This is a genomic window from Microbacterium oxydans (assembly GCF_900095745.1).
In the GTDB taxonomy this organism is placed as follows: domain Bacteria; phylum Actinomycetota; class Actinomycetes; order Actinomycetales; family Microbacteriaceae; genus Microbacterium; species Microbacterium oxydans_B.
Window position 1 is genome coordinate 82,933 of sequence record NZ_FMIR01000006.1, and the last position, 15,267, is coordinate 98,199.

Here is a 15,267-nt window from a genome sequence, read left to right on the forward strand (position 1 = left end):
GTCAGAGTACTGGTATACCGCTTCGGTCCGAAAGTGAATTCCTCGATACGGGCCGCCCATCGAGGGCGGCGCCCGTCCTCAGACGGCGTCGCCCTGAACGGGTCCCTCCGTGTTGGGCTTCCAGCCGAGCGCCGGCGCGACGTGCGTCGCGAACGCCTCCAGCACGTGCAGGTTGTACTCCGGCCCGAGCTGGTTCGGGATCGTCAGAAGGAGGGTGTCGGCGGCCATCACGGCCTCGTCCTGCTTCAGCTGCGCGATGAGCACGTCCGGCTCGGCGGCGTAGGTCTTGCCGAAGGTCGAGCGGAATCCATCGATCACACCGATCTGGTCGGCGTTCTCTTCGCTGCGCAGGCCGAAGTACGCCCGATCCATGTCGGAGACGAGCGGGAAGACGCTGCGGCTGACCGAGATCCGCGGGCGGCCGGTGTGTCCTGCCTCCTTGTATGAGGAACGGAACAGCTCGATCTGCTCGCGCTGCAGCTCGTGGAACGGCTGACCGGTCGCCTCGGTCACGAGGGTGGAACTCATCATGTTGAGCCCCTTGCGTCCGGTCTCCTCGGCCGTGGCGCGCGAACCCGAGCCCCACCAGATGTGATCGCGCAGGGTCGGCGACTGCGGCTCGATCGCGAGGTACCGACCGGCACCCACCATCCGCGGGTCACCGGGAGCGAGGCCCTCGCCGTCGATCGCCCGCAGGAACAGGTCGAACTTCTCCCGCGCGAGCACACTGCCGCGCTCCGGGTCCTCTTCGTCGACGTAGCCGAACGTCTCATAGCCGCGCAGCGCCGTCTCGGGTGAACCACGGCTCACGCCGAGCGCGATCCTGCCGTCGGCGATGAAGTCGAGGGCGGCCGCCTCTTCGGCGAACTGGAACGGGTTCTCGTAGCGCATGTCGATCACGCCGGTGCCGACTTCGATGCGCTTCGTACGCGCGGCCATCGCCGACAGCAGCGGCATCGGGGAAGCGGCCTGACGCGCCCAGTGGTGCACCCGCACCGAGGCGCCGTTCACACCGATCTCGTCGGCCCCTTCGGCGATCTCGATCGTCTGCTTCAACATGTCGCCCGCGGTACGGGTCGCCGAGCCGGGCACGTCGGCATAGTGACCGAAAGAGAGGAATCCGAAAGCCTTCATGATCTATTCCAACGCATGAATCAGAGGTCTATTCCCCCGGCAGCAGGATGCCGTCGAGGATGAGGGAGCGGATGCGGGGCTCGAGCTCCGCCCACAGGTCGGCGAGCGGCACCTCGAAGAGGTCCGCCAGCGCGGCCGCGATCTGCGCCACGGTGAGTTCGCCGTCGCAGGCACCGACGAAACCGGCGAGAGCCGGGTCGACCGAGATCGTGCGGCCGAAGCCGCCGCCCTGACGCAGCTCGATCACGCTCGGGTCGTCATCTCCCGGCATCAGGTGCCGCGCCTCGGTGACGTCGGCAGCGACCACCAGGGTGGCCGGCAGCCCTTCGGCGAGCACATCCTGCGCCGCGAGGCCCGTCGCCAGGGCGGCCCCGACGTTCGCGATGTGCTGGGCGATGCGCTCGGTGCGCCGCAGTGGTTCGGCCGAAGTGCCCCGGCGCATCAGCACGTAGCCGAAGCCGATCGAGGTCACCCCGCGGGCGGCGAAGTCGTCGAGCCATGCGGTCAGCAGCGGCGTGAATGCGGGGTCGCGGGGCGTGGTCCCACCATCGCGGATCCACAGCTCCGCGTAGCCCAGAGGCGAGAGTTCCTCCCGCTCGATCACCCACAGGTCGAGCTCGGCCGGCACCCAGGCTTCGAGACGCGCGAGCCCGGTGACGGCGGTCTTCGACTCCCAGTTGCCGAGCAGCTGCGCGATGCCGTTCCGCGTCAGATGGGCAGGGGCGCTGCGGACGAACTGCTCGACCAGGGCATCACCCACGAGACCGCCGTCGCGGTACTCGTACGCCGGAACCCCCTCGACGCGCGGGGTGATCACGAACGGAGGGTTCGAGACGATCAGGTCGAACGCCTCCCCCGCGACCGGCTCGAACATGCTGCCGTGGCGGAAATCGATGTTCGTCACCCCGTTGAGGTGGGCGTTGAGTTCGGCGAACGCGAGGGCCCGGGTCGAGATGTCGGTCGCGACCACCGTCCCGGCCCGTCGTGCGACGAGGAGCGCCTGGATGCCGCATCCGGTGCCCAGGTCGAGCGCGCGCTCCACTTCGATCGGAACGATTGTCTCGGCGAGCGTGCGCGATGCCCCGCCGACGCCGAGCACGTGGTCTGCCGGCAGCGGGCCGTCGAGGGCGACCTCGTCGAGATCGCTCGCGATCCACCATTCCCCCACGCCCTCGGCATCGACGAACGACTGCGGTCGCAGCAGGGCCGTCGGCGTCACTGTCTCGGCATCCGCTTCGGCGAGACCGAGCGCGACGAGTCCGTCCACCCCGAGCCGCGGCAAGGCATCACTGACGTGAGCACGCGGTTGCGGCATCCCCAGCACGAGCAGACGGCCGAGCGTCGCGAGAGGCCCCGATTCGCCGTCGATCGCCCGCAGGATCGGCTCCCGCATCCCACGGGCGAGTGCGTCGTCCGCCTCCTCACCCCACAGGCGCCGCAGCGGCTCGGAGCGGAGGTCCGCAGCGTCGAGATCCGCGGCGAGCGCGGCCGTGCGGAGCGGGTCTGGGACCGGTGCGGGGGTGTCGGACACGGCCGTCACTCTACGCGTCTTCAGGGTTCTCTTTCGCAGAGCCTCCTAGAATCACTAGGTCAGTACTCACGAGCAGCCTCTTCCCGGGCGTTCGAGGAAGACCTTCATGACCGCGATCACCCCCGACATCGGCCTCCGTGCGCGCCTGCGACGGCTCGCAGGAGCGACCGCTGTTCTCGCGATCGCAGTGAGCGGCTGTGCGTTCGTCGCACCGAGCGCCGCGGTCGCCGCCGATCAGGCGCAATCCGACGACGAGAAGAGCGTCGAGCTGCATGTCTCGGCCGGTCTTCGCGGGCTCGTCGCACCGGGGTCGTCCACGTCGGCGATCGTCACCGTGGAGAACGCCACCGACTCGGCACTCACCACGGGTCAGGTCGAGGTCGAACTCAATCGCCTCCCGCTCACCGATGCTGCGGCCGTCTCCACCTGGCTCGACGACGGCGAGGCGACAGGTTCGTTCGCCTCCATCGGCGCCGAAGACACCGACCCGATCGATGGCGGTGCGTCGGCGACGACCACGATCTTCGTGTCCGAGGCGACCCTGGGTGACCTCGCGCCCGGCGTCTACCCGCTGCGCGCGGAACTCACCGCCTCGACCGGTGATGCCGCAGACGCCGAGGCCGTGGATGCGACCGCGACGAGTGTGCTGGTGATCGCCGCCCCCCAGACCGCGCAGGTCGGGGTGCTCGTTCCCGTCACGGCGACGCCGGAAGGCGGCGCACTGCTGACGGCCGCCGAGCTCTCGGAGCTCACCGCTCCCGAAGGAGCCCTGACCGCGCAGCTCGACGGCGTCGCCGGGACGACCGCCGTGCTGGCCATCGATCCGTCCATCCCCGCCGCGATCCGGGCGCTCGGCACCGCCGCCCCGGAGACCGCCCGCGACTGGCTGACACGGCTCGACAACCTCCCGAACGCGCGTTTCGCGCTGCAGTTCGGTGATGCGGATGCGACGGCGCAGGCGCAGGCGGGCCTGCCCGAGCTGCTGCAGCCCCGGGCTCTCACCCCATTGCTCGATCCCGCGAACTTCCCGGGAGTCCCGGCAACGGCCGCACCGACCGATGCGCCTGATGCGACACCCGGTCCGACCCCGAGCGCCACGGAGTCTCCGGCACTCCCCAGCGATGACGAGCTCACGGCGATCGACGGCGCTCTGCCGCACATCCTGTGGCCGCAGTCCCCCACCTCCGCCGACCTGACGGCCTTCGCCGGCTACGTGGGCGCCGACACCACGACGATCGTCTCCTCGACGGCGGTCGGCGGACAGAGCACGGCTCATGCGACAGCCGGCGGCAACGACCTCCTGGTCACGGATGCCGCGACCTCCGACGTGCTCTCGCGGGTGGCGGCGGCGCGGAATCCCGCCGACCGTCAGCGACTTCTCGCCGAGGCGGCCGCCCTCCTCCAGCTGGCACAGCGCGCGGCCCCCACCGCTCCCCTGCTCATCGGACTGGACCGGGACGAGAACCGCTCCTCCGACGCGCTGCGCGACGCGATCACCGCCGCCGACTCCGCCGGGTTCGAGCTCGCGACGACCCGGGCGACCCCGCCCGCCGCGGCGACCGTCACCGGGGAGCCGGATGCTGCGCGATCCGCCGCCGTGACGACACTCCTCGCCGATGAGTCCCGGCTCACCGCGTTCTCGTCGATCCTCGCCGACCCGCAGGTGCTGCTCAGCCCCGAACGCATGCGGATCCTGCGCACGCTGTCGGTCGGAACATCGGCCGCCGCGTTCGCCGAGGGTTTCGCGGATCATCAGGCACAGACGAGCGCCACTCTCGACGCGGTCAACATCCCCCCGTCCAGCACGATTCAGCTGCTCACGGCGAACGCCGATCTGCCGATCGCGGTGCGCAATGACCTGCCGTGGCCTGTGACAGTGCAGCTCTTCGTCTCGCCGACGGATCCGCGCCTTGAGGTCAGGTCCCCGGACGAGACGATCGTGCAGGCCCAGTCCACGACACGCATCAAGGTTCCGGTGTCGGCTCGCGTGGGCAGCGGCGAGGTCGACCTCCGACTCAGTCTCTACAGCCCCACGGGCGTGCAGATCCAGGGCGATCAGACGCTCAGGGTCGCGGTGCGTGCGGAGTGGGAGACGATCGGACTCGTCGTCCTCGGCGGCATCATCGTGCTGCTGATCGCGCTCGGTGTGATCCGCACCGTGCGCCGCAAGCGCCGTGAGACAGCCGAGGAGTCGGCCGTCGAAGCGCAGATCGAAGCCCTGGAAGAAGAGGATGCCGTGGAAGCCCGCCCGGATGCCACCACGACAGAAGACCCGCGTGAGTAGCCTCGGCCGCGCGAGCGCCGTCATCGGCGCCGGCACCCTCGTCTCCCGTCTCACCGGCCTGCTGCGCAGTATCGTCCTCGTCGGCGTCCTCGGGTCCGTCGCCTCCGAAGCGGCCGATGCGTTCACCTACGCGAACCAGCTACCGAACAGCGTCTTCTCTCTCATCTCGGTCGGAATCCTCACAGCCGTGATCGTCCCGCAGATCGTCAAGGCTACGGCGGACGCCGACGGCGGCAACGCATTCATCTCCAAGCTATTCACCCTCGGCACCGTCGTTCTGGTCGTCGTGACGGGAATTGCGACCGCGGCGGCGCCATGGCTGGTGCATCTGGTCGCCGGCAAGGCGAACGAGTCCACTCTCGCCCTGGCCACGGCGCTCGCCTACTGGTGCCTGCCACAGATCCTTCTCTACGGTCTCTACGCGATGCTCGGCGAGGCCCTCAACGCACGAAAGATCTTCGGTCCGTTCACGTGGGCGCCTGTCGTCAACAACATCGTGTCCATCGCCGGCTTCCTCGCACTCGGTGCTCTCTTCGGCCCGGTGTCCACGAAGGCGGCGGACTGGACGCCGGAGATGATCACCCTGCTTGGTGCCACGGCCACGCTGGGCATCGCGCTGCAGGCTGTCGTGCTGCTGGTGTTCTGGCGTCGAACGGGTCTCGCTCTGAAGCCCGACTTCCACTGGCGCGGTGTGGGTCTGGGCAATGTCGGACGCCTGGCGGGCTGGACCTTCCTCATGGCTTTCGCGAGCCTCTCCGCCGGAGTCCTTCAGGGTTACATCGTCAGTGAGGTCGCCGGTCTCGGTGCCTCCGCCACGGTGACGGCGAACGCCTGGCTCATCTTCATGCTCCCGTACTCAGTGATCGTGCTTTCGATCGGCACTCCCTACTTCACTCAGATCAGTGGGCACGCCGCTGCCGGGCGCGACGATGAGGTCCGCGCCGACATCGCACGAAGCATCCGTACTCTGTTGTTCTTCATCGTCGCAGCCACCGCCGCCGTCGCGGCCGCGGCCATTCCCGCCTCGCGCGTGTTCACCGACTCGGCGGCGGATGCCCAGGCGGCGGCTCTGGTGCTGATCGCTTACCTCGTCGGCCTCATCCCGCTCACGATCCTGTTCATCGTCCAGCGCACGTTCTACGCGTACGACGACACACGTACCCCGTTCTGGTTCACGATCTTCCAGTGCGTCCTCATCGTGGTCACCGCCCTCATCGCGCTCGGGATGCGCGAGGCGGGCATCATCCCGATCACCGCTCTCGCCGCTGCGGTCGCGCTCGGACAGTCGCTCGCCAGCATCCTGCAGACGGTCGTGGCCACCTGGCTGCTGCACCGAAAGATCGGCGGCCTGCGAATCCGCTCCTGGATGTCAGCCATCGGTCGCTTCGCGGTTGCCGGCGTCCCCGCGGGTCTGGCCGGATGGGGCGCTTTCGCACTCCTGGGCGGTACCGCGGGCTGGACGATGGCCGACAAGATCCAGGGAGCCGTCGGCACCGCGATCATCGGCCTCACGGTCGTGGTCGTCTACGTCGCGATCCTCGCCCTCATGCGCGCCCCGGAGCTCAAGGCGGCCGGCGGCCTCGTGCGTCGTTTCCTGCCCGGCCGCTGATCCGCGCACGGAGGCGTCTCCCAGCCCGGTGGCGCACACTGCTGAGGGAATGCCCCGCGGTTACCATGGGTTGAAGCAGTCGAAGGTCATTCGACCGCAGTTTCTAAGACGGAGAGCACATGCGTCAGGTCATCATCATCGGCTCCGGCCCCGCCGGATTCACGGCTGCCATCTACGCGGCCAGGGCGAACCTCAAGCCGCTGCTCATCGCGAGTTCGGTCGAGGTCGGCGGCGAGCTCATGAACACCACCGAGGTCGAGAACTACCCGGGCTTCCCCGAGGGCATCCAGGGTCCTGAGCTGATGGCGAAGTTCCAGGAGCAGGCCGAGAAGTTCGGTACCGAGGTCCTCTACGACGACGTCACCGAGCTCGACCTCGCCGGCCCCGTCAAGACGGTCACGCTCGGCTCCGGCGCGGTGCACGAGACCCAGTCCCTGATCTACGCGACCGGCTCGGCCTACCGCAAGCTCGACATCGCCGGCGAGGAGCGCCTCTCCGGCTACGGCGTCTCCTGGTGCGCCACCTGCGACGGTTTCTTCTTCCGTGAGAAGACGATCGCCGTCGTCGGCGGTGGCGACTCCGCGATGGAAGAGGCGACATTCCTCACGCGCTTCGCCTCCAAGGTCTACGTGATCCACCGCAAGGACACCCTGCGGGCCTCGAAGATCATGCAGGAGCGCGCGTTCGCGAACGAGAAGATCGAGTTCGTGTGGAACAGCGAGGTCGCCGAGGTCCTCGGTGGCGACTCCGTCTCCGGTGTGCAGCTGCGCAACACGATCGACGGCACGCTCAGCGACCTTCCCATCGACGGACTCTTCATCGCGATCGGCAACGACCCGCGCACGCACCTCGTGCACGACAAGCTCGAGCTGACGCCCGAGGGCACCATCTGGGTCGACGGCCGCTCGTCGAAGACCTCGGTTCCCGGTGTGTTCGCCGCCGGCGACGTGATCGACCCCACCTACCGCCAGGCCATCACGGCTGCCGGCACCGGAACGATCGCGGCCCTGGATGCGGAGCACTTCCTCGCGGATCTCGAGGATGCCTCGGTCGAGGTGCCGGCCGCAGAGGCCGCTGAGATCATCGTCGCCTGAGGCGGCGGGAACACTTTTCGCTCGTCTGCTGTTGTAGCAGGCGAACCCCAATCAAGGAGAACTCTGATGAGTGCAAAGGCTACGAGCCAGGCGACCTGGGAGCAGGACGTTCTGCAGGCCGACGGTCCGGTGCTGGTGGACTTCTGGGCTGAGTGGTGTGGTCCGTGTCGCATGGTCGCGCCGGTTCTGGACGAGATCCAGGCCGACAACCCCGACAAGATCACCATCCTCAAGCTCAACGTCGACGAGAACCCCGAGCTGGCGATGAAGTATCAGATCACGTCGATCCCGGCGATGAAGGTCTTCCACGGTGGTGAGGTCAAGACGACCATCATCGGTGCGAAGCCGAAGTTCGCGCTCGAGAAGGACCTCGCCGCATTCATCGGCTGATCCTCTGACGTCGAAAAGGCCGCCATCCCCCGGGGGTGGCGGCCTTTTCGTGTCCTCAGGCGGTCAGGAGGCGTCGGCGACGCTGGGGTCCCAGCGTCGATGACGCTGCTTCTCGTCGAGAAGCCCCCAGACGGCCGAGGTGAGCTCGGGGTACTCCAGTGCGATCTGACGCAGCACACGGTAGTGCCGAGCGGCGTTGGGGCGCACTCCGTCGTTCGCGTTGATGTTGTCAGCGCGCAGAAGGTAGACGACCAACTCGTCGACGCTCGGCAACTCCTCCATGAACTCCCAGGGGTCTTCCCCGCCGAGGAGTCGCTCCTGGATGAGAACCGCGAGTTCGTCGGCGGCCTCCGCGCGCAGCACTTCCAGGCTGGCGCGGCGCTGAACGGACTCGGTCATGCAACAAGCCTACGTCTGCTGCGGGCGCCCGCGTCGCACGACCTTCATGTTCTCGGTCATCTCCTCGAGCTCTTTGCCCTTGGTCTCAGGAACCTTGAAGAACACGAAGAAGAACGACAGGAGCGCGAAGAACGCGTAGAAGCCGTACGCGAACGTGAGTCCGATCTCGGCGAAGGCCGGGAACGTGGTCGAGATGAAGAAGTTCGCGACCCACTGCGCTGCCGCAGCCACCGCGAGAGCGCCGGCGCGGATGGAGTTCGGGAAGATCTCGCCCAGCAGCACCCAGACCAGCGGCCCCCAGCTCGCGCCGAAGAACACCACGAAGCCGTTCGCGCAGACCAGTGCGACAGTCGCCCACGGGTCGGGGAGCGTCGCCGTGCCCTCGGCATTCAGCGTGCCGAACGAGAACGCGACGGCCATGAGCCCCAGCGTCACCGTCATACCGACGGAGCCCACGAGGAGCATGATCCGTCGCCCGATCTTGTCGACCAGCAGGATGGCGACGATCGTCACGACGATGTTCGTCACCGACGTGATGACGGAGGTGAGCAGAGCGCTCGACTCGTCGAACCCGACCGACTGCCACAGGGTCGTCGAGTAGTAGAAGATCACATTGATGCCGACGAACTGCTGGAACACCGAGAGCAGGATGCCGATCCAGACGATCGGCTTCAACCCGAAGCGGTTGCCCCGAAGGTCCCGGAGCGACTCGGATCGCTCCGTGTTGATCGTCCCGGTGATCTCCTTGATCTTCGCGTCGGTGTCGACGGTCCCGGTGACGGTCTCCAGCACCTTGGCCGCCCGCTCCAATTCGCCCTTGCGCACCAGATACCGCGGCGATTCCGGCAGTCGCAGCGACATGAGCCCGTAGACGAGGGCGGGGATCGCGGCGACCATGAACATCCATCGCCAGGCGGTGAGCCCCCAGAGCGGCTGGTCGGCGGCCCCGGCGAGGTTGGCGAGCAGCGCGTCGGAGAGGAGCGCCGCGAAGATACCGGTCACGATCGCGAGCTGCTGCAGCGATCCGAGGCGCCCGCGCACCGCGGCCGGCGAGACCTCCGCGATGTAGGCGGGGGCGATGACCGATGCCGCGCCGACTCCGAGGCCGCCGATCACGCGCCAGACGATCAGATCGATGACGCCGAACGCGAGTCCGGATCCGATCGCCGAGATGAAGAACATCGCCGCGGCGACCACCATCACAGGGATGCGCCCGTACTTGTTCGACACCGGTCCCGCGAACCAGGCACCCACGGCGCAACCGATGAGGGCCGACGAGACGGCGAAGCCCTTCAGTGCGGTTCCGAGGTCGAAGCCGGAGACGTCACCGGCGAGAGCGTCGACCGCTCCGTTGATCACGGCGGTGTCGAATCCGAAAAGGAAACCACCTAGCGCCGCCGCGACGCTCACCGCGATCACACGGCGCTTGATGGCAGCTGGACCTGATGCTCTGGACATGACTGACTCCCCCTCGACGTCAAGATGACGCGAGTCTAGATGAAGGGCGGACGACGGTGGGTGTTACCCGGCGGAGCCGTAGCCGCTCTCGCCGAGTTCCTCGAGAATGCGATTGAGGTCCTGGATCGAAGCGAAATCGATTGTGACCTGGCCTTTTCGTGCGCCGAGTGCGATCTTGACGCGGGTGTTCAGCCGATCACCGAGCTTGCCGGCGACCTCGTCGAGGTACGCCCGTCGTGCTCCGGGAGTCGCTTTCGTCGTCTTGCCGGCCGAGGGCTGCGACTTGGCGGCCTCTTCCGTGGCGCGCACGGAGAGGTCTTCGTTCACGACCTTGTCGGCGAGACGCTGCATCGATTCGGGATTCTCGAGGCTGAGGATCGCGCGGGCGTGGCCTGCTGTGAGCACGCCGGCAGCGACGCGCTGCTGCACCGGGACGGGCAGCTTCAGGAGTCGGATCGTGTTGCTGATCTGGGGACGCGAGCGGCCGATGCGCGTGGCCAGCTCCTCCTGAGTGATGCCGAAGTCCTCCAGAAGCTGCTGGTACGCAGACGCTTCTTCCAGCGGGTTGAGCTCGGACCGGTGCAGGTTCTCGAGCAGGGCATCGCGAAGGAGATCCTCATCGGCCGTCTCGCGCACGATGGCGGGAATCGTCTCGAGTCCTGCCTCACGAGCGGCGCGGGTACGCCGCTCCCCCATGATCAGCTCGTACTCGCCCTCGGTGTTCTTGCGAACGACCACGGGCTGCAGCACTCCGAACTCGCGCACGCTGTGCACCAGCTCCGCCAGGTCTTCCGGGTTGAAGTGCGTCCGCGGCTGGCGGGGGTTCGGGACGATCGCATTTGGGTCCACCTGGACCAGATGGATCCCGGGCACCTCTTCCAGCGCGGGGGCCTCGGCATCCGGCCCGATGGTCGCCTCCGCGGCAGCCGGCCGCAGGCTCGCGCCGGGGAAGAAGACATCGACGGGACGCTCCGCCTGATCAGCCGTGGGGATCAGGGCTCCGATACCCCGACCCAGTCCAGTGCGCTTGGCCATCATTTCTCCTTGCTCTGCGTCGCGGTTCGCGATGCGATCTCGACGGCGGCTTCGCGGTAGGCGATGGCACCGGCGGATTGTCCGTCATAGGCGATCACGGTCTGTCCGAAGCTCGGCGCTTCAGACACCCGGACCGATCGCGGAATCACCGTCTCCAGCACCTGATCCGGGAAGTGCGTGCGCACCTCTTCCGCAACCTGCTGGGCGAGCCGGGTGCGGCCGTCGAACATGGTCAGCAGGATGGTGGAGAGATGCAGGTCGGGATTCAGGTGCTTCTGGATCATCTGGATGCTGCCGAGCAGCTGGCTCAGCCCTTCCAGCGCGTAGTACTCGCACTGGATCGGGATGAACACCTCGGATGCCGCTGTGAAGGCGTTGATCGTGAGCAGACCCAGTGACGGCGGGCAGTCGATGATGACGTAGTCCATCGGGTTGTCGGCGAGGTAGTCCACCAGTGCGCGACGCAGTCGGTGCTCACGGGCCACCTGCGCGACGAGTTCGATCTCCGCGCCCGCAAGGTGGATGGTGCTGGGTGCGCAGAACAGGTTCGGGTCTTCCGGACTGGGCTGCACGATGTCAGCGAGGGGCACCTCCTCGATGAGGACGTCGTAAACGCTGGGGATGTCGGCACTGTGCGGAACACCCAGCGCGGTCGAGGCATTGCCCTGCGGGTCGAGGTCGATGACGAGGACCTTCGCCCCCAGGCCCGCGAGGGCGGAGGCGACATTCACGGCCGTCGTGGTCTTACCGACGCCGCCCTTCTGGTTCGACACCGTCAGCACGCGCGTCTCACCCGTGAACTCGACCGACGCGGCTTCCAGCGCGCGCCTCCGAGCCGAAAGGTCGGCAATCTCCCGCGCGAGCGGCGTATCCATCCCGAACGATTCGTTCGCCGATGTCTTCTCGGATTGTTTCACGTGAAACATCCACTCCTTTCGGGGCCGCGTTCCACTCTAATCGCTGCGGGCGACACCGGCTTACGTGAGCCCACTTGTGGGAAAGCCGACCCACGAGCCCGAACTCCCACAATCAGCTTGTGGTGGAGACCATGGCGGGGCGGGGCGGTGCGCGGGCCAGGACCCCACCGCGGAGTGGCCCAGACCAATGTTTCACGTGAAACAAGGACCGATTCACCGCCTTCAGCCGATCCCGAGCGAGAAAGGTCGGATGCCGGAAGGGCGACCCCTGTTGGCTGTTCGAAGGGCGGGGCCATGCCCGATCGCGACCACGAATGCGGAGAATGGTCAACGGCGCCTGGAGGCTCCCTGGCGCTTGTCGGCGCGCGAGAATCCTGCGAGTTCTCGAGCAGACACGTCCGTTTCACGTGAAACATCCGCTTGGCTAAGCACGACGTGCAGGCATTCGCCGCGCATCCCTCCCCCTCCCCCTGTTTCCGGTGGTGAGGCTCGTCTCCACGCCATCAGACCCGCGATCAACACGGCACTAATGCTCGAGGAGCGCACTATCCGACCAGCGGCGCTCCGGTTCAGAGGAGCCGTCCGACACAACCGATACCGAGGTCGACTCGAAGCACGCAGCCCGACAATCGCAACTGCCGGAAGAGTTGCCTGCGCATTCCTCCCTCTGTCGCGATCGGCACGGTGTCAATTACCTCCCCGAAACCACGCCCATGATCGACATGCGGATACGACCCCACGGGACAGGGACATCTATGAAGCAGGGACATCTCCCTACGCCGCACCGCGCCGTTTCACGTGAAACATCGTGGATCGCGTAGACGCCGAACGCGCGCGCAGGGCACAGATGGCTCCGACACTTCGGAGCCGAGAGCATGGGCTGCCAGCCATCGACGTCCACACAAGACCAGCTCCGGCTGTCCCTCTGGATGGAATGCCTCAACCGAACGGGGACTGTCCACGCGCACTCCGCACCCGGGACCGCGACCTCTTCTTCAATCCTTCGAACGTCAGCCCCGTCACCACTGTGTGCTCACAGGGTGACTGCCTGATGGTCACCTCATGAAGCGAGAGAAGAAGGCCGGCACGACGCAGCTACCCCGATGTTCCACGTGATACATCGGTGCAGACAAGCGTGTCCAGAAACTCCGAAGCGGGGTGTTTCACGTGAAACACCCCGCTGGCGTGATGCGAGAACTTCAGCGGACGCGAGCCCGAACGACACGGGTCGTCTCCGTGAGCACACCCTCGCCCAATACTTCGACTCGCACGTCGGAGAGGCGGAACCTCTTGATCTGCTTCTGGGCGGCTTCGATCTCGTTCGCTGCATTCATACCCTTGAGCAGAGTGAGTTCTCCCCCGTCACGCACCAGCGGTGCAGTGATCGGGATCAGAGTTCGCAGCGCGCTCACGGCGCGGGCAGTGACGATGTCGAAAGCTGCGGGGGGCACGTCTTCGGCACGCGCCCGCAGCACCGTTGTGTTGGTCAGTCCCAGTTCCGAAACCTGCTCGTTCAGCCAGGTGACGCGGCGTTCCATCGGCTCGACGAGAGTCCACTGCACATCAGGTCGAGCAATAGCGAGGACGATCCCCGGAAGACCTGCTCCCGATCCGATGTCCGCAACAGAACCGTGGAAGAGCGGTGCGGCGATCACGCTGTTGAGGATGTGCCGCGTCCACAGGCGAGGAAGCTCGAGAGGACCGATGAGTCCCCTCTCCTCACCTTCGCGCGCGAGCGCTTCCGTGAACGCGCGTGCGACATCGATACGATCTCCGAACAGTTCCGCGGAGATCTCCGGTTCCAGCTCGAGGTCACTCATGAGCGTCCGCGATAGATCGATGTTTCACGTGAAACATCAACGACGGCGGAGGACCGTGTGCCGGTCGGCGCCTTCGCCGTAGGACTCGGAGACAAGACCGCGCTCCGCGGCGATGTCGTGCACGAGCTTGCGCTCATAGCTCGACATGGAGGGCAGCGATGCCTGCGACGAACCCTCATCAAGCTTCGCGGCAGCCGCGTCGACGAGGGTCTCGAGCTGGCGGCGACGCGTGTCGCGCGAACCGGCGATGTCGAGGATGAGTCGCGAGAATGAACCGGTCTTGCTCTGCACCGCCAGGCGCGTCAGCTCCTGCAGCGCCTGCACGGTATCCGGAGCGGAGAGCAGGGACAGCCCGTCGCCCTCGGCTTCGATCGAGACGTAGGCACGACCCTGACGGACGTCGAGATTCAGGTCTCCGTCGATGTCGGCGATATCGAGGAGCTCCTCGAGGTAGTCGGCCGCGACATCGCCTTCGTTCTCGAGCTGAGCAACCGTCGGCTCCGTGTTCTCGGTCATGGTCTCGCTCATGAACCGCTCCCCTTCTTCTTCGCGCGCTTCTTGCCCACCGGCTGCTGACGCTTCGGTGCTTCCGCCTTGGCCTTCTCAGCCTCTTCGAGCAGACGCTGCTGTTCTGCCTCGTACGCGGCCATCGGGACGACCTTGCCCGAGGAGTCGAGCGCCTTGCCCTTGCGAGCGAGGCGCTCTTCACGGGCCTTGGCGGCTTCCGAGCCGGGAGTCGGCATTTCGCGGATGACGAGGAACTGCTGGCCCATGGTCCAGAGGTTCGAGATGAACCAGTAGACGACGACGCCGAGGGGGAAGAACACACCGGAGAAGATGAAGCCCAGCGGCAGAACGTAGAGCATGATCTTCTGCATCTGGTACGCCTGGCCGGTCTTGGCCTCGGGTGACAGGTTCTTCGAGATGATCTGCAGCTGCGTGAAGAACTGCGAAGCGATCATGAGCACGACGAGGGTGACCAGGATGACGATCGCCGTGGTGTTCTTCGCGTCGACCGCGTTGCCCAGGTTCTCGTGCAGCGAGGCGACACCGAACAGCTTGGCGTCGTAGAACTCCTTCGTCAGCTCGGGGCTCATCAAGCCCACGCCGCCGATGCCTGCCTCTGCATGCTTCTTGACGTCACTCAGAACACTGAAGAGGGAGAAGAAGATCGGCATCTGCACCAGAAGCGGCAGGCAACTCGACATCGGTGTCGTGCCGTGCTTCTTGTAGAGGCCCATGGTCTCGCGGCTCATGGCCTCGCGAGAGAGCTGATCCTTCTTGCCACGATACTTCTCCTGAACTTTTCGCAGTTCAGGAGCGATTTCCATCATCTTTCGCTGGCTCTTGATCTGCTTCACGAAGAGCGGGATCAGCGCAGCACGGACGACGATGACGAGTCCGACGATCGACAGCACCCAGGTGAGTCCGGATGCCGCAGGGAGACCGACGGACGTCAGGAGCCAGTGCCAGGCGACGAGGATCAGCTCGACCACCCACTTCAGCGGCCAGAGGATGGTGCCGAGCAGATCGAACCCACCTGCAGCGGGGGCGTCGCTGGGAGTGGAGCTGGCTAGCAGAAGGTCAAGACCCACC

The 15,267-nt window shown here is 66.5% G+C and carries 13 protein-coding genes; 4 read left to right on the forward strand and 9 right to left on the reverse strand.

What is annotated here, in order from left to right; genetic code table 11:
- Positions 1–78: 78 nt before the first annotated feature.
- Complete coding sequence (locus tag BQ2383_RS01190; RefSeq protein WP_091027966.1) at positions 79–1,134, reverse strand: LLM class flavin-dependent oxidoreductase; 1,056 nt, start codon at positions 1,132–1,134, stop codon at positions 79–81.
- Positions 1,135–1,162: 28 nt separating this feature from the next.
- On the reverse strand, positions 1,163–2,674 hold the full coding sequence (locus BQ2383_RS01195) for a DUF7059 domain-containing protein (RefSeq protein WP_091027970.1): 1,512 nt from the start codon (positions 2,672–2,674) through the stop codon (positions 1,163–1,165).
- Between the two features lie 97 nt (positions 2,675–2,771).
- Between BQ2383_RS01195 and BQ2383_RS01200 the strand changes: the two genes are divergently transcribed.
- The 4 genes from BQ2383_RS01200 (at position 2,772) to trxA (ending at position 8,042) form a co-directional block, all read left to right on the forward strand.
- Positions 2,772–4,949, forward strand: a complete 2,178-nt coding sequence (locus BQ2383_RS01200; RefSeq protein WP_091027973.1) for a DUF6049 family protein — start codon at positions 2,772–2,774, stop codon at positions 4,947–4,949.
- Entirely contained in the window at positions 4,942–6,558 is a 1,617-nt protein-coding gene (gene murJ / locus BQ2383_RS01205; RefSeq protein WP_091027976.1) for a murein biosynthesis integral membrane protein MurJ, read from the forward strand. Before BQ2383_RS01200 ends, murJ begins: the two co-directional genes overlap by 8 nt.
- Before the next feature lie 119 nt (positions 6,559–6,677).
- Positions 6,678–7,652: a thioredoxin-disulfide reductase gene (gene trxB, locus BQ2383_RS01210; RefSeq protein ID WP_091028028.1), complete on the forward strand. Its 975-nt coding sequence runs from the start codon at positions 6,678–6,680 to the stop codon at positions 7,650–7,652.
- 66 nt (positions 7,653–7,718) lie between these two features.
- Positions 7,719–8,042 (forward strand): thioredoxin, encoded by a 324-nt coding sequence (gene trxA, locus BQ2383_RS01215; RefSeq protein ID WP_021201395.1) that lies wholly within the window; start codon positions 7,719–7,721, stop codon positions 8,040–8,042.
- Between the two features lie 63 nt (positions 8,043–8,105).
- Here trxA and BQ2383_RS01220 read toward each other — a convergent pair whose 3' ends face one another.
- The 7 genes from BQ2383_RS01220 to yidC all read right to left on the reverse strand — a co-directional run bounded on the left by BQ2383_RS01220 (position 8,106) and on the right by yidC (position 15,266).
- Positions 8,106–8,441, reverse strand: coding sequence for a hypothetical protein (locus BQ2383_RS01220; RefSeq protein ID WP_017829903.1), 336 nt, complete (start codon positions 8,439–8,441; stop codon positions 8,106–8,108).
- Positions 8,442–8,450: 9 nt separating this feature from the next.
- Entirely contained in the window at positions 8,451–9,899 is a 1,449-nt protein-coding gene (locus BQ2383_RS01225) for a sugar porter family MFS transporter (RefSeq protein ID WP_205829379.1), read from the reverse strand.
- 63 nt (positions 9,900–9,962) lie between these two features.
- Positions 9,963–10,934, reverse strand: coding sequence for a ParB/RepB/Spo0J family partition protein (locus BQ2383_RS01230; protein ID WP_091028033.1), 972 nt, complete (start codon positions 10,932–10,934; stop codon positions 9,963–9,965).
- A complete protein-coding gene (locus BQ2383_RS01235) occupies positions 10,934–11,809 on the reverse strand; it encodes a ParA family protein (RefSeq protein ID WP_237682582.1) in 876 nt (291 codons plus the stop codon). Before BQ2383_RS01235 ends, BQ2383_RS01230 begins: the two co-directional genes overlap by 1 nt.
- 1,241 nt (positions 11,810–13,050) lie before the next feature.
- Entirely contained in the window at positions 13,051–13,671 is a 621-nt protein-coding gene (rsmG, locus tag BQ2383_RS01240; RefSeq protein ID WP_091028039.1) for a 16S rRNA (guanine(527)-N(7))-methyltransferase RsmG, read from the reverse strand.
- A 36-nt stretch (positions 13,672–13,707) separates the two neighbouring features.
- Positions 13,708–14,199, reverse strand: coding sequence for a protein jag (locus tag BQ2383_RS01245; protein ID WP_091028043.1), 492 nt, complete (start codon positions 14,197–14,199; stop codon positions 13,708–13,710).
- The gene (gene yidC, locus BQ2383_RS01250; protein ID WP_091028046.1) at positions 14,196–15,266 is read right to left on the reverse strand and encodes a membrane protein insertase YidC; all 1,071 of its coding nucleotides are present in this window, start codon (positions 15,264–15,266) and stop codon (positions 14,196–14,198) included. The genes BQ2383_RS01245 and yidC overlap by 4 nt, the downstream gene beginning before the upstream one ends.
- Position 15,267 lies beyond the last annotated feature (1 nt).